We start from the raw sequence: 21,671 nt of genomic DNA, 5'->3' as shown, positions 1-21,671 counted from the left end.
TTGTTTCAACTTTGTATTCAATAAAAATTAAAGAAATGAAACAAACAATAGCTACAGTTGTAATAGCACTTTTAATTGCTACATGCGCAACTAACCAAAAGGAGTCAAAAACTAAAAACACAGAAAAAATGGAATCAAAAACAGAATTGACAAACAAAGAAAAATCAGCAGCATTACTAGAAAGTCTTGAGAATGGAGACAAATCAACCATTGCGTATATCAATCCAACCAACTACAAACAACACAACCTAGGGGTTGCTGATGGTTTAGAAGGTTTTGGAGCTGTATTACAAAATGCTCCAGAAGGTGGTTTTAAAGCAAAAGTTGTTCGTTCTTTTCAAGATGGAGATTATACCTTTTCGCAAACTATTTATGATTTTTTCGGACCAAAAGTTGGATTTGATATATTCAGATATGAAAATGGGCTAATAGTTGAGCATTGGGACAATCTATCTGAGATTACAGATGTTAACCCAAGTAACCGAACGCAAACAGATGGAAGTACTACTTTAACTGATTTGGATAAAACCGAAAAAAACAAAGAATTCGTAAAAGATTTTGTAAATACTGTTTTAGTGAATGGCGGTTTTGATAAAATGGGAAATTACTTTGATGGAGATAACTATATTCAACACAATTCAATGATTGGAGATGGACTATCTGGTTTAGGTAAGGCTCTTGAAGAAATGGCAAAAAATGGAATTACAATGGTTTATGAAAAAAATCATATCGTATTAGGAGAAGGTAATTTTGTACTTGCTGTTAGTGAAGGGCAGTTTGCAGGAAAACATACTTCTTTTTATGATTTGTTCAGAATTGAAAATGGAAAAATTGCTGAACATTGGGATGTAATGGAGACGATTGCACCAGCTACTGAACATAAAAACCATAACGGGAAATTCAACTTTTAGGAAAAAATAGTACCTACAACAAGGTATAAAAGCAGTAGCGGTTCGGGTGTAAACTCGAACCGTTTTTACATTAAATTAGTATCTTGTAACAAGAATAACTAGTGTAATTAATCCGCTAGTACTCCTATAGAAGACCGTTGTGCTTCATTATGACAAACCACTAACTAATGATAAAATTCTTTAGAAAAATTAGACAAAATCTACTTTCAGAAGGAAAAACTGGGAAGTATTTAAAGTATGCTTTTGGCGAAATTATTTTAGTCATGATAGGCATTTTACTTGCACTACAGGTTAACAGTTGGAATCAAAAAAGATTGGACAGAATAGAGGAGAAAAAAATATTAAGGAGCCTGAAACAAGATTTTAAAAATTCTGTCGAAGAATTTGAAACATTAAATCTCATAAGACGTGATTTGATTTTGGCAGCAACTGAAATTTTCAAGCTATCGCCAGAGACTGTTGATGAATACTCTCAAACCCATTTAGACAGTCTGTTCAGCAAAACTTTATCTGGTCCAACTTTTAACAACAAGTCTGGATCATTAAATGTCTTGTTAACGTCAGGTAAAATAAATTTGATTTCGAATATCGCCCTTAAAGAAATTTTAATTGAATGGCCTGGTGATGTGGCCGATATGATTGAAGATGAAGTAAATCAAGATGAATTGTATAAAGGAAGATACTTAGATATGCTGGGGAAATATGTTTCATGGAATGATCTGGTTAAAGTTTTTACTTTTCCAAGGGCACGTTTTGAAAAGGTTACTATAGAAACACTGCCAGATGCTCCATTTGTGACAAGTGATTATTCGGCACTTCTGGCTGATATGGAGTTTTTAAACGTACTGAACAGAAGGGCTACAACTTGTATAATCACCAATCAAGAGACTGAGATGTTAATTGAAAAAGCCAAAGAAGTCATTCAAATGATAGATTTTGAAATCAAATAATAAAAAACGAAAGCACAACAATGGTAATAGAATATTGCTACTGATTCGCTAAGCCGGAGGTTATTAGCTACATTTAATCAATAGTCAAGGTATGAACGTTTGCCGCCGGCAGCTCGCTTCGCTATCGATTAGAAGCAGGCAGTGTATGGGAGAGCTGCCATACTGTGCTGACAATTGCAACCGTATGATAGCCGAGACTGTTGCGTGCATTTGAAATAGCATGTGCTACATTCTATTAATCATATTAAACTTAACTCTTTTGATTGGTGTTCAAATAACGGTTTATATAGACAGACTGACAAAGAATTCTTTTGAAGGTCGAATAATTGACATTGAAGAACTGAGCCAATCCTAATCTCAAAAATTAAAATGTCCCAATCTGGATTTTTATATCCACATCCAGATTAATATGCTTCGCCATTGATATTTGTGTAGAGGAATTGTAAGTATTACAATTATAAAATAAAACTGGCGCCATATTTAATCGGGCCTTAAACGAATAAGAATAATTTATAGGCTAAAATCATAAAAAGAAAACACCTTAGTTTATTTTGTAGTATTTCTCAGAATAGTGATTATACCACCGTTTTTCTGCCAATTATCATTTATTGAACCTTTTCTTTTTCCAGAGAAAATACGAGAATTACTTCCTAATATTATATCCAAGTCACCATCATTATCAATGTCTTTAGATTTTATAAGCATGAAGCAGTTATCCTTACTTTCCAATGGAGAATACGCTTTAAATTCTAACTTATTTTTAGATGGACTTATGTTTTCAAAATAAAGAAATGCTTCTTTACCTTTATTCTTAAGTGACGCATAGTATCCTATTGATGCTATGTCTATGTCACCATCATTGTCATAATCAGCACAAGCTGTTCCGTAAGCCCCTTCTTGTTTATGAAACCATGCCTGATTGTATTTATGGTTTCCTAAGTTTTCGAAAATCCTAATACCATGATATGGTTTTAGTGCACTAGTGAAATCATCACTATCACCACTAGAGCAAATAATATCTTCATCACCATCGTTATCAAAATCTAATAATTCAAAATGCGTTGTTCCATAATAAGACGGTAACGATAATAATTGATGCTTTTCAAATTTAAAATCACCTTTATTAATAAAAAGATAAATACTTTCGTCTTCTTGCGCAACTAGCACATAAAAATCTTTCAAACCATCATTATTAATGTCTCTTAGTACAAAATTAATTGCTCCTGATTTTGGATGTAGATTAGTTTTTCCAAACTGTCCTTTATTAGAATAAATATTTATTCCTCCAAGGTATTTGCCAAACTCAGAAACCAAAACATCAACAATCCCATCTCTGTCTAAATCATCTAAAATAAAATCTACAGGTCTTTGCAAGTCTTCTATAAAAGGTTTTAGACTATCCTGGAGTACAGATATGCTTCCTGTAGGTTCATCTATATTGAAAATACGACCCATACTTAGCAAAAATTCCACCCCATCTATAGATGCAACATCAACTAACGGATAATTAATTTGATAGCTTTTTAGTGGGGCACCCGATTTTTGGATTTTAGCATAGTACGAAGCTCCTTTGTCTGTATTAAATCCTACTTGATAAATATTGTTACTGAAATTAAGATATGTAAGCCCGCCCCCAAAAGTTTTCCATGGTAAGACTTCATATTCAAAAACACTAGTTTCAGGATATAGCGATAGCTTTTGTTCAACGGGAAGATTTTCTGGGGAATTTTTGTCATAAAAATCAATGATAGCTTGCCATTCATTATCAGAAATCATGGCTTCTGAAGGAAATAATCCGGATTGATCTAGACGTTTTTTTGCCACCTCATTTCTAAAATCACTTAGCGTTTTTCCTTTAGGTGCCTTTCCTAAATGGAATCCCATAAATGGAAGCACTTCTTTCCAATAGCGCTTAGGCATAACAGTAGGTTCTGGAAAAGAATGACAACGCACACAATGTCTTTTAGCCAATACTTCACCATCAGTTTTAATAACCTCTTTGGTTACAGAAGGTTTTGTAGTGTCTGATTTACAACTAAAACATACTATGATAAATAGAATAAAAACAATTTTTAAACCCTTTTTCAAAATAATTTATATTTAAAATTCATAGTCACTGTTATTTATTTTCTTATTACTTACAGGTTTTTTACAATATCAAAAACAATTGTTTAATAGCATCTGCTTTAACTGCATTAAATATTATTTTTGAAGTACTAATTTATGATAATATTTTGTTTAGACTTAGGCAAACCTTGAGTAACCTAAATTCTTTTACTACCTTTTTATGGCTTTTATGTTTCATTTACAAAGCAGTAAACTGAAGATGTCTAATAGTCATATTATTAGCATTTTGATTTGAAATTCATTAAAAAATGCTAACTTTTCATATTCTTTGAAATTATCGAAAATAATAAGATAATCATCAGTATTATTTCTTACGAAATAATCATTAGGCTTACTACCAAAAAGTTAGACATTATTTTTAAGTCTTGAATTGCTTAATTAATTAGAAATATCGTTGTCCCGTTTTATGAATTTTCATCTTTGTGATTGATGAATCCTTAACACTTTATAATTACCCTATAAAATATACTGGATTAGAAAAACAACTAAATACAACAATGGCTATAATTCATTTCTCTTTCTCGCCTACTTTGGAAATACCTATGGAATTTCCAACTTGGGTTATAACTGCTTGCAGGAGGACTTTTAAAGGAAGATACTAACAGATGTAACTAATTTTAACCTATATTATTCTACTTCATTTTGAACAACTACTAATCAATGATAAAATTCTTTCGTAAAATCCGACAAAAACTACTCTCTGAAAACAATTTCAGGAAATATCTGATTTATGCGCTTGGTGAAATTGTATTGGTGGTAATTGGAATTTTGATTGCTTTACAGATTAATACTTGGCAAATAGAAAAAAAAGACCGTCAAATAGAAAAAACTCTTTTAGAAAATATAAAAAGAGATTTAGAAAGTGATATTCAAGAATTTAGAAACGTAAAAGAATTTAAAACTTCTCAAAATACGTCTGCACTAAGGCTTCTGGATTATATAATTGATACTTCAAAACCCCTTGAAGACACTCATCAATTCATAAATGATTTTCAATTAATAGTTTATTTTATATTACCAAGTTCTAACAGAACTTCATTTGATATAGCTACAAGTACGGGCTATTGGAATAATATTACAAATGATAGTTTGACCAAAGATTTATCAAATTATTTCAATAACATAGGACTTGAACAACACGTCACTGAAACTAAAAGGTTTATCAACGTTTATAATGAAAATAATCTTATAAATAATTATAACATATTTTCTAAAAATGTAATGGCCCTTGACGGACAAGGGGGTCAGTATGCTCTTACTAGGTACAACAATGATAACCGACCTATTTTACAACCACAAGATATTAGGGATGACATAAGTCTCGAAAACTATTTGAACCAACTGTCCATTAGGTTAAAAATAGGCATAAAAGGACTTGAAAGTAAGGAAAAATGGGCGAATGAGCTTATCCGAAAAATTGATATACAACTCAACTTTTTATGAGATTGCTGCCTTAGATATTGATATACTTCTAAGTTTAGGTTCTTCTAAAGAATCATCAAGAATAATTTCAACTTTCTCAGGGAATCCAGATTCCTTGACGGAAGAAGAATACAATCATGGTTTTCACTTATTTGCTGCTGAAATACGGCACCTTGAGAATCTCTTTTTACAGAACGAAAACAAAATGTTAAGTAAAAAAATTGGGAATCTAGAAAATCATTAGTTCATGGCATGATACCATCTCCCGGTTTTGGAACATTATTAAGTAGTCCGAATAAACAATTTTTTGACGGTTCATTTATTGAATACGCAGAAAATCTAAGGAAAAGACACTTAAAAAACAGTGATGATTTAGAAAATAAAAACTAAGCGCAACAACCTGCATAGCCCATTGCGGCTGAATTACTTATCGGAATCCATTACAATTTACTATCTTTCACTAACGGTGAAAATTCCGATGGACATTTTCCATAACGAGCCATACACTAGAACATTGTGAACAAATAATAACATCTAAATCAATCTAAATATGCAAAAGATAGACCTGAAGCTGATATTCCTTACAGGAATAGTCCTTCTAAATTTTGGTTGTAACCAAAAAAGTGATAGGAATACCACTGAAGAAGACCCGAGACTTGGCGGGTTTAAGGGTAAAATTGCCAAAACTTATGAAGAATCCGTAGAAGATTGGCCGGAGCGAGTGCAAGCACCTGATGAAGCACCGAACGTTATGGTTATCTTGCTTGATGACGTAGGATTTGCTCAAATCGGTGCAAACGGAGGACTAATTGAAACTCCTAACATTGATCGTTTAGCTGCCAATGGCTTAAACTATACCAACTTTCACACAACCGCCCTTTGTTCCCCGTCAAGAGCAAGCATAATGGCTGGTAGAAATCATCATTCCATTGGGCTGGGTAGTCATGCACTTACAGCAATGGGCTTTCCTGGCTATAATGGTATGATACCAGAGTCTGCGGCAAGTGGTGCTAAGATGCTACAGGAAAATGGATTCAGCACTTATGCACTAGGTAAGTGGGATCATACACCTCTTTGGGAGGTTAATAGTACAGGCCCATTTAATGGCTGGGCAAACGAAGAAGGTTTTGATCATTTTTATGGGTTTATGTCTGCAGATGTTCACAATTTTAAACCTATTATGTATAACGATCACTGGCCTTCAAATCCATCCAAAGGAAAAGAAGACTACCACATAAATACAGATTTGGCTAATAGAGCCATTTATTGGCTTACCGCTCACAAATCTGTTTCCCCAGACAGGCCATTTATGATGTTTTATGCTACGCCAACATTACATGCTCCACATCATGCCTCACAAGAGTATTTAGATATGTATAAAGGCAAATTTGATATGGGATGGGATGAAGTAAGACGACAGATTTTGGAAAATCAAATATCCTTAGGTATTCACGAATCTGGAACTCAACTCGCAGAGTTACCAGATGATATTCAAGCTTGGGTGGATGTTCCAGAAGAAAAAAAGAAAATGTATGCCAGGCAAATGGAAGCAGCAGCAGCGGCACTCACACAAGCAGATCATGAAATAGGTCGAGTAATAAATGCTCTTGAACGAATAGGAGAGCTAGAGAATACAATTATTATCGTTACATCTGACAATGGCAGTAGTGGTGAAGGTGGATTGGAAGGATCTCATAATGAAATGTTAGTTTTAAATGGTATAGGTAGAACTCCTCACGAAGAGAATTTACGTTTTTATGAGCTTTGGGGAACTGCTGAGACAGATAATCATTATCATGCAGGCTGGGCGGCGGCGGGGAATACGCCATTTAAGTATTTTAAGCAAACTGTACACAATGGGGGCATAGCTGACCCATTAGTTGTTCACTGGCCAAATGGTATTAAGGCGAAGGGAGAATTAAGAAAGCAGTATCAACATATTACCGATGTCGTTCCAACAATAATGGATGTTACTGGTGTTGGATTTCAGAACGAGATTGATGGTGTAGAGCAGATGCCTTTTGACGGTGTTAGCTTTCAGTATTCATTTAATGATGCTGATGCACCAACTAATCATCCTGTTCAATATTATGAGCAATTAGGCAGTAGAGCAATCTATGATAATGGATGGAAAGCAGTTTCTCTTCACGGCGGAAGATTGCCATGGAATCTTGGTGGTACATTTAATTTTGAAGAAGATGAATGGGAGTTATATGATATTACAAATGATCCTACCGAAGTAAATAATTTAGCAAATAGTAATCCTGAAAAAATAGAAGAGCTTAAACAAAAGTTTGATGAGTTAGCATGGAAGTATAATGTTTATCCACTGTATGACAATGTTACTAATCGATTAAAGAATGTTACGGATAGAATTCATCCACCTTCCGAAACAGTATACACTTATTATAGCCCAGGGGCAGAGTTTATTGCAGAGTCTGCAAGTCCTCCATTAAAAAATCGCAATCACTCAATTACTGCATTTATTGAAACTGATGGTTCTACCAATGGAGTGATTAACTGCAGTGGGGGTTATTTTGCTGGATATAGCTTATATGTAAAGAATAATATTCTTACTTATGGCTATAATTTCTATGACGAAAAGTATTATGAAGTTAAGGCAAATTCACCTCTATCTGCCGGAAAACATGAGATTAAGCTAGTGTATGAGGCCGTTAAGAGTGAAAATCCAATGGATGCATCCGCTAATATTAAACTTTTTGTAGACGGTAATGCAGTAGGCAGTGGAACAATTGATCATATTGTCCTTGGTAAATATTCACTTTCAGAACCATTTGATGTAGGCGTAGATAATGGAGGTTCGGTAATTAGATCACAATATTCATCTCCTTTTAGATTTACCGATACAATAGATAAGGTAGTAATTGAATTAGAGTAGTTTATTTTTTAATCTGTTCACAAGTTTGTAAGAGTGCCATAGGAGGTGAAGCGGCAAAATTAATGTCTGTCCATTTTGATAGCTTTATTGGGGCCGACAGGGAATAGCCTTGAAATACTATTGCGAACATTGTATAACCGCAATTAAAAGTGTCAGTTCGCCTCGCTCGTTTCGGCCGATTCGAATGCCTCAGGTACGAGCACAAAGTGCAAACTTGCGTAGCGTTACACTCGGAATTGCCAAAGCCTGTATGGACTCGGAGAATCCGTAGGGTTTTCCTCTGGTTCGTTTTACTTTGCTCACTTAGTTCCAGCCAATGCAACTAATCATACGCAAACACGTTAGCATTAATATGACGAGAACTAACATCAACTTTCAATAGAAAAGATAAATGAATAAGATAATACCACTTATAGGCCTTTCAATACTACTGCTAAGCGCTTGCAACGATTCAAAAGGAGGCAATAAACAGTTTGAAACTTCTAAGGTTACTGATGATATAATTGAAGAACCTAAACAAGTATCATTTGAGGTAAAACCTTTTTTGATTGAAAACAGAGAGCTTAACAATGCTGAAAAATTCTTAATAGAAAAAGATATACAAGAAAACACGATTGATTTAGAAATTGATAGGCATGTCAAATTACAGAAAACTATCAATCAGTCTTTTTTCAATACGTTAGATTTATTTAAAATAAAACCGACAGTTAATTTAAATCGAAACTGTCTGATTACTGAATCAGTTAATTTTTCAACTGATTATTACTCTTTTATTATTGGCTTTGAAGATAGAAACAGTTGGTATGAATCGTACTTAGTTAATTATGATAAAAAAGGGCGTATGATTGATTTTCTTTTAATTACACAAGGGGATTATATTGAAGGCTTTACACATTTGGAATCAAAAATCTCAAAAGATAGTATTAGCAGAACAATGTATAGAGCCAACTATGACCAAGAGCCATCAGAAGAGGAAATTTGGAAGGAGGATCAATTTACTATTGATAACAAAGGAGCGTTTCAAGGCAAGAATTTAATATTTAGTATCAAAAAAGAGGATAAGCATATTTCAGATGGCAGTATTATAGGTTACTGGAAGAAAGAAAATTCATCTAGCCCTATTGATCCTGCATATTTTCAAATAAAAAGGGAAGATGAAAATGGCTATTCTATTAAATTCAGTAATGAAGATTATTTTGTTCCCGCAGCTGAAAGTTCAGGTGTTCTTAAAGGAAAATACAACTCAGGGAAATTTGAGCTAAAAATAGTATCTGAAAACCCTACTGTCATTTCCTATTCTGATGACGGAAGAGGGGGACATTATAATCCGATAACAAGTGAAAGGTTTGTAAAAGAAGGTCTACGCAAAAGTCTGCTTATAGGACAGTGGAAAAGCACTAATGATGAAAACAATTTTATTGAATTTACAAGTAGTTTCAAAATAGAAACCAATTCAGGTGCTGAAGATATTGAAGCGTATATTTTATCTAACAATTGTATAAATGGTGAGGGCACAGCATCTAAAGAAGATGATTATATCTCTGGACTAAAGAGTGAATTGTGCTGGTATATCATTTCCATGGATGAAAAGAATTTATCTCTATCTTATCTTGGGAGAGGAAATACCTTAAACTATCAAAGAGTAAAACACTAATGCCAACACAGCATAAAGTACATACCTGCGGGATACGCACTGCACACAAACGTTGTGCTTCATTATAACCAACCACTACTAATGCTAACATTCTTTAGACAAATAAGACAGCAACTACTTTCCGAAGGTAATACTATAAAGTATTTTAAATATGCAATTGGGGAAATAGTGCTCGTTGTTATCGGTATTTTAATTGCTCTAGCAATCAATAATTATAATAGAAAACAAAAGGACATTGAGCAAGAGCAAGTAATCCTTAAACAACTTAAATCCGATTACAAAGCGAATTTACTTCAATTGGAAAATAAGATTGAAATGAGACGTAAATTGATTGAAGAAAGTCTTAATGTTTTTGAAATTACTTCAAAAGAAATACTAATAAGTGAAGATTCTCTTTCAATGATATTTGCGACTTTTTTTATGGACCCCACTTTTGATCCAATTGAAATTGATATAATAAATTCTGGAAATATTAAATTGATAAGGAATGACACCCTAAAGCAATTACTATCCCATTGGACTTCAGATATTAGGTCATACAAGGAGTCTGAATTAATCCAACATGACCATTATATTTCTGATATCATTCCTTACATGAAAGAAGTTGGAATAATGCGAAATGCGAACCATGTTTTTTGGAAGGCACAAGAACTTAGAATGGGCTTTTTGGATAAAGGGAAAAACGACCAAACATTGACCATGGGAAAAAGTCCTAAAGAAATAGATGTTCAATCCATTTTAAAAGATCCACGTCTTGAAGGCTTGGTAACATTTATTTTCACTTTTTCTCAAGTTTGCAATTTAGAAGGGCAATCACTTAAGGAAAAAATGCAAAAAATAATTGAAACTTTAGATCGTGAAATAAAAAAAGCGAGAGGCTAAAAATAGTTATTCGTCCATGCCAGCGAGGCAGGCCACGGGAAATTCAATGCGAGCCTACACACTCCCCGAATTTGCTGGTACGTCATATAGCCGTTCGTTGTACTTAAAGTAAAAAAACGAAATGACAGGAACCTACGACAAATACTATCAAACTAAAGACTTATTTGGTGAACCTTATCCTGAATTGGTTGAGTTTATTTCGAATTATCCTAAAAAAGGAAAAGTGCTTGACCTAGGTTGTGGACAAGGCAGAGATGCAATTGCTTTGGCTCGACTTGGATATGCTGTGACAGGAATTGACAACTCAAAAGTTGGTATCGAACAAATGAACAAAATCGTTGAAATCGAAAATCTGAATTTGTACGGACAAGTCGGAGATATCTATTCATTCGACCGATATCACGAGTTCGATATAGTTCTCTTAGATAGTATGTTTCATTTTGCAAAGAAAGATAGGGAAAAGGAAATTGGACTGGTCAAAAGAATAGTTTCAGATATTAGAAAGGGTTGTCTCATAGTGGTATGTATTCAGGACACTGGCGACAAAGCTCAAATTTTAAATCAGGCACTTGACTATGAAAAAGAACTTTCAAGATTGACTGATAAGAAATTTACATACTCGTTTGAAGACAGTGACACTGGACATAAATCTGTAACGGACTGCAGAATGATAGTCGTTGAAAAATGAAATCACTAATCACAACAAACCCTGTACGCAATGTGGCCTGAAGAGATGGTCCAATAGTTGGTGCTTCTATCCTGAAAAACTCCTCTTAAACATATTTACTGAATAAATTTAAAAACAGAAATCCCAGCTTTGGCTGCTGTTTGCCGCAGATTGAAAGCTTCGGTTTTTCAATCTGTACTGCGCATAGGCAAACCTTATAACTTGGCTCACTACAAAACTTATTTGAAATGCGAATTAATTGTTAAAATTTCCTTAGTTATGTAAAAGTCCAAATTTTAAAGCTATTCTCGTCTTTTCAAAAAGATAAATCAAAAGATCACATTCTTTATCATGAAACATTTTACAATTCTATTTGGTATATTCTGTTTACTTTCTTTTCCAGTCAATGGTCAATTCTCACAGCAAGAAGACGTTGATATTATAAATCATGTTGTTCATTCTAAGATATTGGGAGAACAAAGACAAATACAGATCTTTCTGCCTCCTAGTTACACCGATTCAGGTTCGAATTACCCTGTTCTTTATTTGCTTGATGGACAACTATTCTTCCACCATGCGGTCAGTCTAAGTAAAACATTTAAACAATTCAAGCTCACACCAGAATTTATTGTTGTGGGAATCAATACTCCTTTTCCAGAACGTTATGATCTTTTTGGAGCTCAAGAAGATAAATTCATTGAATTTATTACTTCAGAAGTACTCCCATTTATCGAGGATAGTTATCATACCAATGATGAAAAGTTACTTTTCGGATGGCAATACGCAGCGGGTCTTGCCTTCGACATCATGCTCGACGATACTATTTCTTTTGATAGCTATCTGCTAGCCAGTCCAATTCCAATTTGGGATGAAACAGATTCATTGGCAGATTATTCAAGTCTCAACACCAAGTTGTACTTTTCAGTGAGCCATGATGAATTTCAAATCAATCATGCTGTAAATAAACTTGATTCTGTGCTTTCCAGTAATGCAATCAAAGACTTGGATTGGACCTTTACAAAATTCTCTAATGAAGAACATCACTCGACGGGCTTTCCTACGCTATACCATGGTATTAGGTCGTATTTTGAATATTATTATGAACTTCACGCACCTAATCTTCAAAAGTTCATTGGAGCCGGTGGCTTGGATTATGCCTATGCCTATGCCAGAGAAAGAGGTCGAAAATATGGCTTTTCACCAGAGTTGTCTAACTGGTCTAAATACACCATCATTAGAAGTGCTATTCAAGCAAATGACTACGACCATTTTAATATCTTCGCAGATGAACTAGTAAATGATGACTTTATTAGGGACATGAAATACCGCTGCTTTGAAATTGCAGAGTATCATGAGAAAAACAGGAATTTTGAAAAGGCTTTGGATATATATAACACCATGCTAGTGGAGTTTCCTGATTCAAGTGATTTGTTAAAGAGAATTGGGAATGTCTACAAGTCCTTAAACAACAGGGCAGAATCGGAAAAATACTTCAAGAAGGCAGCAGAACTTTCAGTAAATAAAGAATGAACAAGTGATAACAAACACAAACGCCCATACGTTAATTTAGCTATTTGCAAAGGCTATTGTAAGGAGGTACTTTTAAAGGTATCTGAATGTTAAGCTTATAGATGACAATTGGACGTTGTTGGCAATTTTACGTATTAAATGAAGGAACAACTGGCAAAATACTTAATTCGGTATTCCAATTTTAACAAGCTGGAAATAGAGACAATCTATAAAAAATGTTCTGTTAAGACATATAAGAAAAAGGATTTTTTATTAAAACAAAACAATATCTGTAAATACAAATTCTTTATTCTAAAAGGATTAGTTCGCCAATTTAGAGTAGAGGATAATGGAAATGAAAACATTAGTGTTTTTGCAATAGAAAACTGGTGGATTTCTAATCTAGACAGCTTTATAAATCAAACACTTTCTATAAACTCTATTCAAGCGATAGAAGAAACTACAGTTCTTCAAATTACGAAAGAAGAACTTGAATATTTATATGCAGAAATCCCTAAATTAGAGCAGGCCTTTCGAAAAATCTATGCTAATATGATAATTGCTATTCAAAGAAAAAGCGATATCTATATGAAAAAAAATAGCAGAGAACGTTATTACGACATGATTGAACAGATACCTGATTTTTCTCAAAGAGTTCCTCAATACATGATAGCATCTTACCTTGACATTACACCAGAGTATTTAAGCGAAGTTCGAAAAAAACACAGTTCTTAAGATATCTTAAGGATTTATGGTTAAGCCTGAATATACCTTCGTGCTATAATTTAAAAACAGAATTATGGAACGAATTAACTATCAAGATATTCCCAATGGAATGTTTGACATTTTATTGAAAACTGAAAGCTTCATTAATGAATCTACCTTAGATTTTAAATTGCTTGAAATAATGAGACTAAGAGTAGCTCAAAAGAATGGGTGTGCATATTGCGTTGATATGCATCATAAAGAATTAAAAAAAACTAACGAAAATGACTTGAGATTGTCATCTTTATGTGTTTGGGAAGAAACCCCCTATTTTACGGATCAAGAAAGAGCAGTACTTAAATTCACAGATATTTTAACAGAATTACCTAGTGAGCCCATTTCAGATAAATTTTATAATCCATTATTAAATTTCTTTTCAAAAGAAGAAATTTGTATGCTGACTTTAGCGATTTCTCAAATAAATACTTGGACTAGATTAATGAAAACATTTCGGTTTATTCCAGGAAACTACGAGGCAAGTAATTAAATACTATTGCCAACAATGTATTAAAAACATAGGGCGTATGGGGTTAATTCAAACGCCATTGTATATTCATAAAGTCCGCTAAATATAAAATTTGGCAATTAAGTAAAAAAGCATGTAAACCATTATAAAGAACTAAGTTCTTAATCGAAACGATGGTGCTTATTTATTGCCCTATGCTTCTAATACCGAATGCTAGCTTCATTAAAATCAACCACTACTAATGCTAACATTCGTTAGACAAATAAGACAGCAACTACTTTCCGAAGGTAATACTATAAAGTATTTTAAATATGCAATTGGTGAAATAGTGCTCGTTGTTATCGGTATTCTTATAGAATAAACTGTAATATTAATTACTTTTTAATTTCCTTATCGGAAATCCCTCGGAAGTAATTAACTTAGTATTCTGTTCAAAAAGCGTAACCGATTCCCCTTTACTAATTATATAAAAACCCATAACAAACAGTTTAACATGAATAAAAAAGACCTGTGTACCTTTATTTTTATCATAGTTTTTATGAATTTTTCTTTTAGTCAAGAAAAACCTAATTTAGGTTATGAAACCCTAACAGATGTGCCATATGGAAAAGGAAAAGTAACGGTAGAAGGAAAAATAGTTGAGCGGGATTTATTATTAGATATATACTTGCCCTCAAATGCAAATAAAGATTATACCAAAGACCTGCAAAAAAAACCACCATACCCTGCAGTAATTTTAGTCCATGGTGGTGGATTTCAGCGTGGCGGCCCACGACAAGCACCCTATACGGAAGATGGAGCCCTTCATTCTAGAATGGAAGATTATGCGCAAACGCTAACACCGCTAGGATATGTTTGTTTTATTGTAGAATACAGATTGTCTGATGAATTACCAGTACCTGAAACAGCTTTAGATGCGTCATGGTTATTAAATATGGAAGATGCGATAACAGAAACAGCTGTTAAGCGAGCAAATCTAGCCAGAACATATGACGGTAAAGAAGCACTGGAGACGGCAGAAGCAAAAACAATGATTTGGAAAACATTAATATCGGCAGCTGAGGATATAAAAAAAGTTGTAGAGTTTGTTAAGAACACTGAGGATCAATTCAATATTGATTCTGGAAAAATTGGTCTTGGAGGGCATTCAGCCGGCGCAACAACGGTATTAAACGCTACCTATGGATTAGATGTTCCGGTAAGTGCTGTATTTCCTTTATCGCCAGTTGTTACTGGATTGAATTTAAATAAGGCAGTAAGCAATAATGAAATTCCTCCAATGCTACATGTTATATCGCAATTTGACGAGCCTGCTGTGTTAGAATTTGCCGGAGTACTGACGAAAAGAATGCATGAGGTAGAATCGGATTATAACCTAATATGGATACCAGGATTTGGACACTTTTACCCAAGGAATTCTGTGTCTTTGGGAGATGATGCTACACGTATATCTCTTCAAGAAAGGTTAATAGCGTTTTTAGATAAGCATTTAAAATAATAACCGAGATCCTTAGCTACAATTAGAAAAGAATGAGAAAAGCGATCCTTGTAATACTTACAGCTCTTGGATGGTTAACTTTAATTGTAAGATTATATCTCCGAATTGTAGAAGCAACCTATTCCCCATTAGAATCAGCAGTGCAGTTTTTCAGTTATTTTACAATACTTACCAATCTATTAGTCACTATCTATTGTACCGGTCAGTTAGTAAATATGGGGCCTTATTTAAATCCTAGGCTGCAAAAACCTGAGACACTAACTGCACTAACAGCCTTTATACTAGTTGTTGGAATAGTATATCACATTGCATTGAAGCCTATTTGGGATCCGAAAGGCCTATCAATGATCCTGAGTGAAATACACCATACAATTGTTCCCGTAGGTACTTTAGTCCTGTGGATTCTTTCAACCAAGAAAAGTATTGTTGATCTAAAAAGCCTTTTGAAATGGGTATTTTATCCAATAGGTTATATAACATTTGTTTTAATAAGAGGTTTCTTTTCGAACTTCTACCCTTATCCATTCTTGGATGTACAAACGTTGGGATTTCAAAAGGTAGTCCTAAACTCTTTGTTTTTATTATCCTTAATAATAGTTTTATTACTAGTATTCTATTATATCGGAAAGATGGTAAGTAAAAAATCTGTTGCCAACAATGTATAACAGCTATTTACTAATTTATGTTTATTTTTAAAGGAGTACGTCGGTCCCTTAGTTTAGTCGGTAGATTCTACCATCTCTGAATTTTCGCGGAATTGCTAAAGCCTTTGCTAGAGCGAGAATTAACGTGTATTAAATCGTCAAATTAAAAATTATCAAAAATTAAATCAATGAAATGTTTGCTGACTATCTTCTTAACAATGGCCTTACTCTTCTCCAAGTTAAGTTTCGCGTGCAGTATGTATAAACTGACTAAGAACGGAAAAACAATTGTTGGTAATAATGAAGATTATATTAGCCCAAATAGTCAGTTTTGGTTTGAAAAAGGCGATGCAAACAGTTTTGGTGTAATGTATATGGGATTACTTAACAACTTTGCTCAAGGAGCAATTAACGAAAAAGGATTAGTTTTTGACGGATTTTGGGAACCTTATTTAGAAATAAAAAATTCAGAAGGTAAGATAGAAGTTCCTATACAAGAAGCTTTGAAAAAGGTAATGCAAACAAAGATAAATGTGGAAGAGGTACAGTCCTATTTAAGCACTATTAATCTAAGTTCCTTGCAGAATGGACAACTTGTGTTTGTAGATGAATCGGGTACATATCTTATTGTTGAAGGAGATAAGATGTTTGTTGGTGACGAAAACGAAAAAACCTTTTCCAACTTTTATTATTCACAAATTCAATCAATAGATGATGTTAGTTTACCCTATTTTAGGAAAGGACAAAGTTTTATAGAGAGCACAAAACAAACACAGACTTTGGACTATTGTTCAGAGGCAATGTCAAATTTTGCACAATTTAGAATTGCACCAACCCAGTATACAACAGTCTATGATTTAAAAGAGCTTACAATTCGTGTGCATTTATTTCAAGATTTTGCTAGCTATATTGAATTGGATTTAAAGAAGGAATTACGAAAAGGTGGTCACCGAGTAATGATAGCTGACCTATTTCCTGAAAACTCTAAAGGGGTTAAGCATTATAAGAAGTATAATAATCCTGAACACCCTACTTTGCTTTTAGAGGAATTACTTGGTGATAATGTAATTACTGAACAAGAATTCTTAAATCAAGGTTTTGATAATATTATTAACGAGTTGGGCTACGAATGGCTAACACAAATCAAAAACCCAAAAGGAGCAATCAAAGTCTTTAAATATGGTTTAGAGTTAATGCCCAATAATGCGAATTTGTACGACAGTTTGGGTGAAGCGTATTTTGTAAACAAAGAATGGAATAATGCTATCATTAGCTACTCAAAGTCACTTTCCTTGAACCCACAGAATAAATACGCCATTGAAATGATTGTAAAATCACAGGAAAATCGAGAACAGAATGCCAATTAAATCACTGTAATCAATAGCGTATATAGCTAATTAGTTGCTTGATAAAAGTAGAGGTGTATTAGGAAATCGTCAAATTTAAAAATTTAGCGATTTCCTTATAAAAAAGATAAACAGTAATATTTAAAAACCTGGCTTATACTTAATCCTAAACTAATTGCTAGTTTACATGCTACGAGCTATCTTCAAGAAGGTTGTGCGCAAGTAAAAATTGAACCGAATTGACAGTACTTTGAATTAGCTTGATAAGGGCCAAAGAAGATTCCAATAAAACAATAAACAGACAAAAATTAAGCTCCCACCCCAACTGATATAGGCTAGGGATTTACTGAATTTAGTTGTGTTTCTTTCGGGTGCTGACCTGCTTTTAAAGAAAGTATATACTAAGAATCCCAGGATTATATACACAAGCCAAAAAATCCAATTCCAGTTCGATAGTATACCAAAGCCAAGGATATAAGGATTTCTATCTATACTGCCTGTTATGGCCAGATAAAAGAGGATGCCAAAAGTTACAATCATTGCAGTCATTAACCATATGAACCAAGGTTGCTTTTCCTTCGCCAACTCTTTTTTCTTTCTGCGCTTTAACCAATTAATAAGGCCATAGAATGGAATGCCAACAAATCCAATGAGTACTAGGACTAAGCTGATTCCTAGTGGAATGTAAATCTGATTTCCTTTCTCCATTAGCAGTTTACTGCCTATTTCAGCAATTCCTTTATTGTATACTATATTGGTAACAAACTGAATGGGTATAGCCTCCCCTAGACAGGCCTCAGCGTCTGCTGGGATTTTTCCAGTTCTGTAAAATTCGGTAATTAACTTACTGAAACAGGGATTAGGTCTGGCCCAATGACTCTGGCCAGGAAAGCTTAGTGTAATAGAATTTGTAAGATATGCTGCCGTAATAAAGGTATTTCCGGGGGGCGTTATTGGATCATAGACACCTGTTTGTAGAATAACAGGGATATCTGAGGCAATGGGAATTTCCTGAAGGCTGTCCTGTTCTATATCTAAATATAGGGCCTGTTCTCGTTCCGAAAGGGGTATAGGAGAATAGAAATAAGGTGCTAGTTTTTTTGTGAAATTATCATAGCCAGTCATATCCATCTTTTCACCGTATTCCGGATTGTCATTAGCGTTAATGAACAAATACATATCACTATTACCGGAGAACATATCCCCAATGGAATTAACAAAATTCTTAATTACCCAATCTTTTTTCTCTGCTACTGCCCGGATTACTTTGGGGATTATTTCTATCCCTTCAGGTCCGTAGGATAACTGAAAAATCCCCTGCGCAATTACTTCGCCATTTATTATAATATTGTTGCTTTTAACTAGTTTTTGTTCCTCTGGGGCGATTACCAATGGATTTTTATTGTAATATTCCAAGCCCTCAAATAATTGGTTTTCCAGATTTGGGTATTTGCTATTACAATTTGGATCTTCCTTACAATCCTTTAGGATTAATTGAAAGGAGCTAGAGAAAGATCTTAGGGCGTCGTCTTTATAGTTTCTTACCGTAGGTACTAAACCACTAAAAAGAGCGCTTCTAACTGTTTCCGGAAAATTTCTAATCAATCCCTGTCCATATCTTGTACCGTAAGAGGCTGCTTGAATATTCCATTGTCTTACACCCAAACTAATTCTAAGATCTTCTATATCCCGTGCTACCTCGTCTGATCCATATGCATTTGTATCTACATTTTCTTTCGATAACGAATCAGAACATTGCTGGAGAATTCTCACAACCTCCTGGTTTATTTCCTCCTCCGTCTTCCCCATAAGCCCCATATATTGGATTTCAGGATTATCCATAGCTGGACAAAGATCTGGTTCGGATTTGCCACAGCCACGAGGGTCGAAAAAAACGATATCCGTAAATTTAAGTCGTTCTTTCCACTGGTCTGTTGGAGAAGTATAATAGGCAGCCGCCTGAGTCATACCGCCACCAGGGCCACCGGGCAGAAAGATAATGGGATTATCTAATTCATTTTTATGGTTCCCTTTTATTATACAAAAGGCAATTTTAAGTTTTCGAGGATTCTCAGAATTTCGTGTTTCAGGAACAACTATATGGCCAAATTGTAGGCGCTCTTTGGATTCTTCTGAGATGGGATAAGGGTAATCAGACCAAATAATTTCCCTCTCTTTGCCTTGTGCATAAATGGTAGAGGAAAAAAATAAGAAAAAGATAAAATAGGATAGGAGTTTCAAAATTGGCCTGATCATCGAGAATGGATTTAGAATATGGTAAGAAGTTACAAAATAATTAATGGAAAAAACTAGGCTTAGGGTTCGAAAAATGGGACTTAATTATGCTTCTTAGATAAGACAAGTAGACCTAAAAACAATTGGCTTAGAATTTGAAGGTATATTGTAAAACTGCCTAACTAGGCAGACTAAACCCTTTTTAAAAAACTTCTAATGGAGGTGAGAGAAAAAGGATTATTCATCCTCATTCATTGCAGCATTCATTTCCTCTTGAGACAGCCAACCCCCACCAAGGGCTTTATATAGGTTTACATAGGAATTAAATAGTTTTTGGGTGGTTTCAGAAAGGCTTAATTCCGCTTCAAAAGCCTGCCGTTGACTTTCTATTAATTCTAAAAAACTGGTTACGCCTTTATCGTATCGTTCTCCAGATAAGTATTGTGCATTTTGCGCGGCAAGAACATGGTTCATCCTAGCCTGTCTTTCTTCCTTTAGGGTACTAATAGCCACTAAAGCATCTTCTACTTCTTGGAAAGCGACAATAACGGTTCGTTCATATTCATAGAGGAATTGTTCTGTTATTTTTCTTTCAATTTCAACTCGCTTCTTATTTTTTCCAAATTCGAATAATGGTCCCAACAAACTGCCACCAATAGCAAATGCGGCTGGATTAGCGGTTAAATTCGAAATATCATTGCTCGCCACACCCAAAAGCCCTGTAAGACTTATAGACGGAAAACGTTGTGCCACTGCGATTCCAATTCGTGCGTTTTGTGCGTGCAGAAGGGCTTCAGCTTCTAAAATATCCGGACGTCTTTCCATTAACATCGAGGGAAGGCCAACAGGAATATCTGGGGGAAGGTTTTGATCATTTAATTCTGCTCCAGTAGTTATAGGGCCAGGACTCCTGCCCAATAAAATTCCCAACGCATTTTCCGTTTGCGCCACAGATCGTTGAAATCTAGGCACCGCTGAGGCTGCAATGGCTCTCTGAATTTGTGCCTGATTTAAATCTATTTCGGCAACAATTCCGCTATTATAGCGGGCTTGAATAATGTCTAGGGAAGCTTGTCTTAAATCTAAGGTCTTTCTCGAGATAAATTCCCTCCATTTAAAATCTAGTAGTTCATAATATGTAGATGCAATTGCCGAAATTAACGCAATTTGGACCGTTCGTTGTCCATGTTCAGTGGCTAGAAGTTCAGCTCTGGCTGCTTCATTTGCCCGTCTAAATTTACCCCAAAAGTCTAATTCCCAGCTTAAGGAACCAAATCCAGTGAACAAATTTGAAGCACTAAACCCTTGGGTTGGGGCCCCTCCTATGACATTGCCCCTTTGAGCACCAAGATTGTATTCTATCTTAGGTCCCATATCGGCTTTTGTGAAACCTAATTGGGCCATGGCTTGTTCTATTCTTGAAGAAGCGATTAGGGCATCTTTGTTTTCTACCAACCCGATTTCGATTAAATCTGCTAATACGGGATCGTCAAAAAGCTCCCACCAACTTATGTTTAGCACAGAATCGGTCATAGCTAATTGGATACTATCATATCGATAAACTGCTGTAGAATCGATTTCTGTACGTTGGGTTTTAAAACTTGGACCTACCTTGCAGCTATCAAATAAAATGAGACTGCCTATCGCTAATAGGATAATACAAGTCTTCCATGTTAAGCCTTGAATTTTTTTCATT

General features: G+C 34.5%; 17 protein-coding genes. 14 read left to right on the top strand and 3 right to left on the bottom strand.

Annotation, left to right across the window (positions count from 1 at the left end; translation table 11 throughout):
• Nucleotides 1-35: 35 nt before the first annotated feature.
• Nucleotides 36-911: a nuclear transport factor 2 family protein gene (locus PXG98_RS09900; protein ID WP_276390709.1), complete on the top strand. Its 876-nt coding sequence runs from the start codon at nucleotides 36-38 to the stop codon at nucleotides 909-911.
• A gap of 167 nt (nucleotides 912-1,078) precedes the next feature.
• A complete protein-coding gene (locus tag PXG98_RS09895; protein WP_276390707.1) occupies nucleotides 1,079-1,861 on the top strand; it encodes a DUF6090 family protein in 783 nt (260 codons plus the stop codon).
• 546 nt (nucleotides 1,862-2,407) lie between these two features.
• Here the strand turns inward: PXG98_RS09895 and PXG98_RS09890 are convergent.
• Nucleotides 2,408-3,949, bottom strand: a complete 1,542-nt coding sequence (locus PXG98_RS09890; protein ID WP_276390706.1) for an FG-GAP repeat domain-containing protein — start codon at nucleotides 3,947-3,949, stop codon at nucleotides 2,408-2,410.
• 699 nt (nucleotides 3,950-4,648) lie between these two features.
• Between PXG98_RS09890 and PXG98_RS09885 the strand changes: the two genes are divergently transcribed.
• From PXG98_RS09885 to PXG98_RS09830, 12 genes are all read left to right on the top strand, one after another.
• Complete coding sequence (locus PXG98_RS09885) at nucleotides 4,649-5,431, top strand: DUF6090 family protein (RefSeq protein WP_276390704.1); 783 nt, start codon at nucleotides 4,649-4,651, stop codon at nucleotides 5,429-5,431.
• Nucleotides 5,388-5,654 (top strand): hypothetical protein, encoded by a 267-nt coding sequence (locus PXG98_RS09880; RefSeq protein WP_276390702.1) that lies wholly within the window; start codon nucleotides 5,388-5,390, stop codon nucleotides 5,652-5,654. Before PXG98_RS09885 ends, PXG98_RS09880 begins: the two co-directional genes overlap by 44 nt.
• Before the next feature lie 306 nt (nucleotides 5,655-5,960).
• Nucleotides 5,961-8,309, top strand: a complete 2,349-nt coding sequence (locus tag PXG98_RS09875; protein ID WP_276390700.1) for an arylsulfatase — start codon at nucleotides 5,961-5,963, stop codon at nucleotides 8,307-8,309.
• Nucleotides 8,310-8,700: 391 nt separating this feature from the next.
• On the top strand, nucleotides 8,701-9,963 hold the full coding sequence (locus tag PXG98_RS09870) for a hypothetical protein (RefSeq protein WP_276390699.1): 1,263 nt from the start codon (nucleotides 8,701-8,703) through the stop codon (nucleotides 9,961-9,963).
• Between the two features lie 81 nt (nucleotides 9,964-10,044).
• Entirely contained in the window at nucleotides 10,045-10,845 is an 801-nt protein-coding gene (locus PXG98_RS09865; RefSeq protein WP_276390698.1) for a DUF6090 family protein, read from the top strand.
• Between the two features lie 121 nt (nucleotides 10,846-10,966).
• The gene (locus PXG98_RS09860) at nucleotides 10,967-11,533 is read left to right on the top strand and encodes a class I SAM-dependent methyltransferase (protein WP_276390696.1); all 567 of its coding nucleotides are present in this window, start codon (nucleotides 10,967-10,969) and stop codon (nucleotides 11,531-11,533) included.
• 330 nt (nucleotides 11,534-11,863) lie between these two features.
• Nucleotides 11,864-13,042 (top strand): alpha/beta hydrolase-fold protein, encoded by a 1,179-nt coding sequence (locus tag PXG98_RS09855; protein WP_276390693.1) that lies wholly within the window; start codon nucleotides 11,864-11,866, stop codon nucleotides 13,040-13,042.
• 138 nt (nucleotides 13,043-13,180) lie between these two features.
• Entirely contained in the window at nucleotides 13,181-13,756 is a 576-nt protein-coding gene (locus tag PXG98_RS09850; RefSeq protein WP_276390692.1) for a Crp/Fnr family transcriptional regulator, read from the top strand.
• Between the two features lie 64 nt (nucleotides 13,757-13,820).
• Nucleotides 13,821-14,273 carry a carboxymuconolactone decarboxylase family protein gene (locus PXG98_RS09845; RefSeq protein WP_276390690.1) on the top strand — a complete coding sequence of 151 codons (453 nt, stop codon included), beginning with the start codon at nucleotides 13,821-13,823 and terminating at the stop codon, nucleotides 14,271-14,273.
• A 472-nt stretch (nucleotides 14,274-14,745) separates the two neighbouring features.
• On the top strand, nucleotides 14,746-15,750 hold the full coding sequence (locus tag PXG98_RS09840) for an alpha/beta hydrolase (RefSeq protein WP_276390688.1): 1,005 nt from the start codon (nucleotides 14,746-14,748) through the stop codon (nucleotides 15,748-15,750).
• 32 nt (nucleotides 15,751-15,782) lie between these two features.
• Entirely contained in the window at nucleotides 15,783-16,415 is a 633-nt protein-coding gene (locus tag PXG98_RS09835) for a Pr6Pr family membrane protein (protein WP_276390687.1), read from the top strand.
• Between the two features lie 236 nt (nucleotides 16,416-16,651).
• A complete protein-coding gene (locus PXG98_RS09830; protein ID WP_276390686.1) occupies nucleotides 16,652-17,761 on the top strand; it encodes a hypothetical protein in 1,110 nt (369 codons plus the stop codon).
• A gap of 234 nt (nucleotides 17,762-17,995) precedes the next feature.
• Here PXG98_RS09830 and PXG98_RS09825 read toward each other — a convergent pair whose 3' ends face one another.
• Entirely contained in the window at nucleotides 17,996-19,996 is a 2,001-nt protein-coding gene (locus tag PXG98_RS09825; RefSeq protein ID WP_276390685.1) for an alpha/beta fold hydrolase, read from the bottom strand.
• 216 nt (nucleotides 19,997-20,212) lie between these two features.
• Nucleotides 20,213-21,670, bottom strand: coding sequence for an efflux transporter outer membrane subunit (locus PXG98_RS09820; protein ID WP_276390683.1), 1,458 nt, complete (start codon nucleotides 21,668-21,670; stop codon nucleotides 20,213-20,215).
• Nucleotide 21,671: the final 1 nt, after the last annotated feature.

This window comes from Eudoraea chungangensis, from assembly GCF_029360665.1.
GTDB classification, from domain to species: Bacteria; Bacteroidota; Bacteroidia; order Flavobacteriales; family Flavobacteriaceae; genus Eudoraea; species Eudoraea chungangensis.
The sequence above is the reverse complement of the archived record's forward strand: the minus strand, read 5'-3'. Positions and strand labels throughout refer to the sequence as shown.

Bases quoted from the DNA above. Each gene is read 5' to 3' on its own strand.
- PXG98_RS09825 (WP_276390685.1), bottom strand. From the start codon at position 19,996: ATGATCAGGCCAATTTTGAAACTCCTATCCTATTTTATCTTTTTCTTA.
- PXG98_RS09820 (WP_276390683.1), bottom strand. From the start codon at position 21,670: ATGAAAAAAATTCAAGGCTTAACATGGAAGACTTGTATTATCCTATTA.
- PXG98_RS09860 (WP_276390696.1), top strand. From the start codon at position 10,967: ATGACAGGAACCTACGACAAATACTATCAAACTAAAGACTTATTTGGT.
- PXG98_RS09835 (WP_276390687.1), top strand. From the start codon at position 15,783: ATGAGAAAAGCGATCCTTGTAATACTTACAGCTCTTGGATGGTTAACT.
- PXG98_RS09885 (WP_276390704.1), top strand. From the start codon at position 4,649: ATGATAAAATTCTTTCGTAAAATCCGACAAAAACTACTCTCTGAAAAC.
- PXG98_RS09850 (WP_276390692.1), top strand. From the start codon at position 13,181: ATGAAGGAACAACTGGCAAAATACTTAATTCGGTATTCCAATTTTAAC.
- PXG98_RS09830 (WP_276390686.1), top strand. From the start codon at position 16,652: ATGTATAAACTGACTAAGAACGGAAAAACAATTGTTGGTAATAATGAA.
- PXG98_RS09900 (WP_276390709.1), top strand. From the start codon at position 36: ATGAAACAAACAATAGCTACAGTTGTAATAGCACTTTTAATTGCTACA.
- PXG98_RS09870 (WP_276390699.1), top strand. From the start codon at position 8,701: ATGAATAAGATAATACCACTTATAGGCCTTTCAATACTACTGCTAAGC.
- PXG98_RS09895 (WP_276390707.1), top strand. From the start codon at position 1,079: ATGATAAAATTCTTTAGAAAAATTAGACAAAATCTACTTTCAGAAGGA.
- PXG98_RS09845 (WP_276390690.1), top strand. From the start codon at position 13,821: ATGGAACGAATTAACTATCAAGATATTCCCAATGGAATGTTTGACATT.
- PXG98_RS09855 (WP_276390693.1), top strand. From the start codon at position 11,864: ATGAAACATTTTACAATTCTATTTGGTATATTCTGTTTACTTTCTTTT.
- PXG98_RS09880 (WP_276390702.1), top strand. From the start codon at position 5,388: ATGAGCTTATCCGAAAAATTGATATACAACTCAACTTTTTATGAGATT.
- PXG98_RS09865 (WP_276390698.1), top strand. From the start codon at position 10,045: ATGCTAACATTCTTTAGACAAATAAGACAGCAACTACTTTCCGAAGGT.
- PXG98_RS09840 (WP_276390688.1), top strand. From the start codon at position 14,746: ATGAATAAAAAAGACCTGTGTACCTTTATTTTTATCATAGTTTTTATG.
- PXG98_RS09875 (WP_276390700.1), top strand. From the start codon at position 5,961: ATGCAAAAGATAGACCTGAAGCTGATATTCCTTACAGGAATAGTCCTT.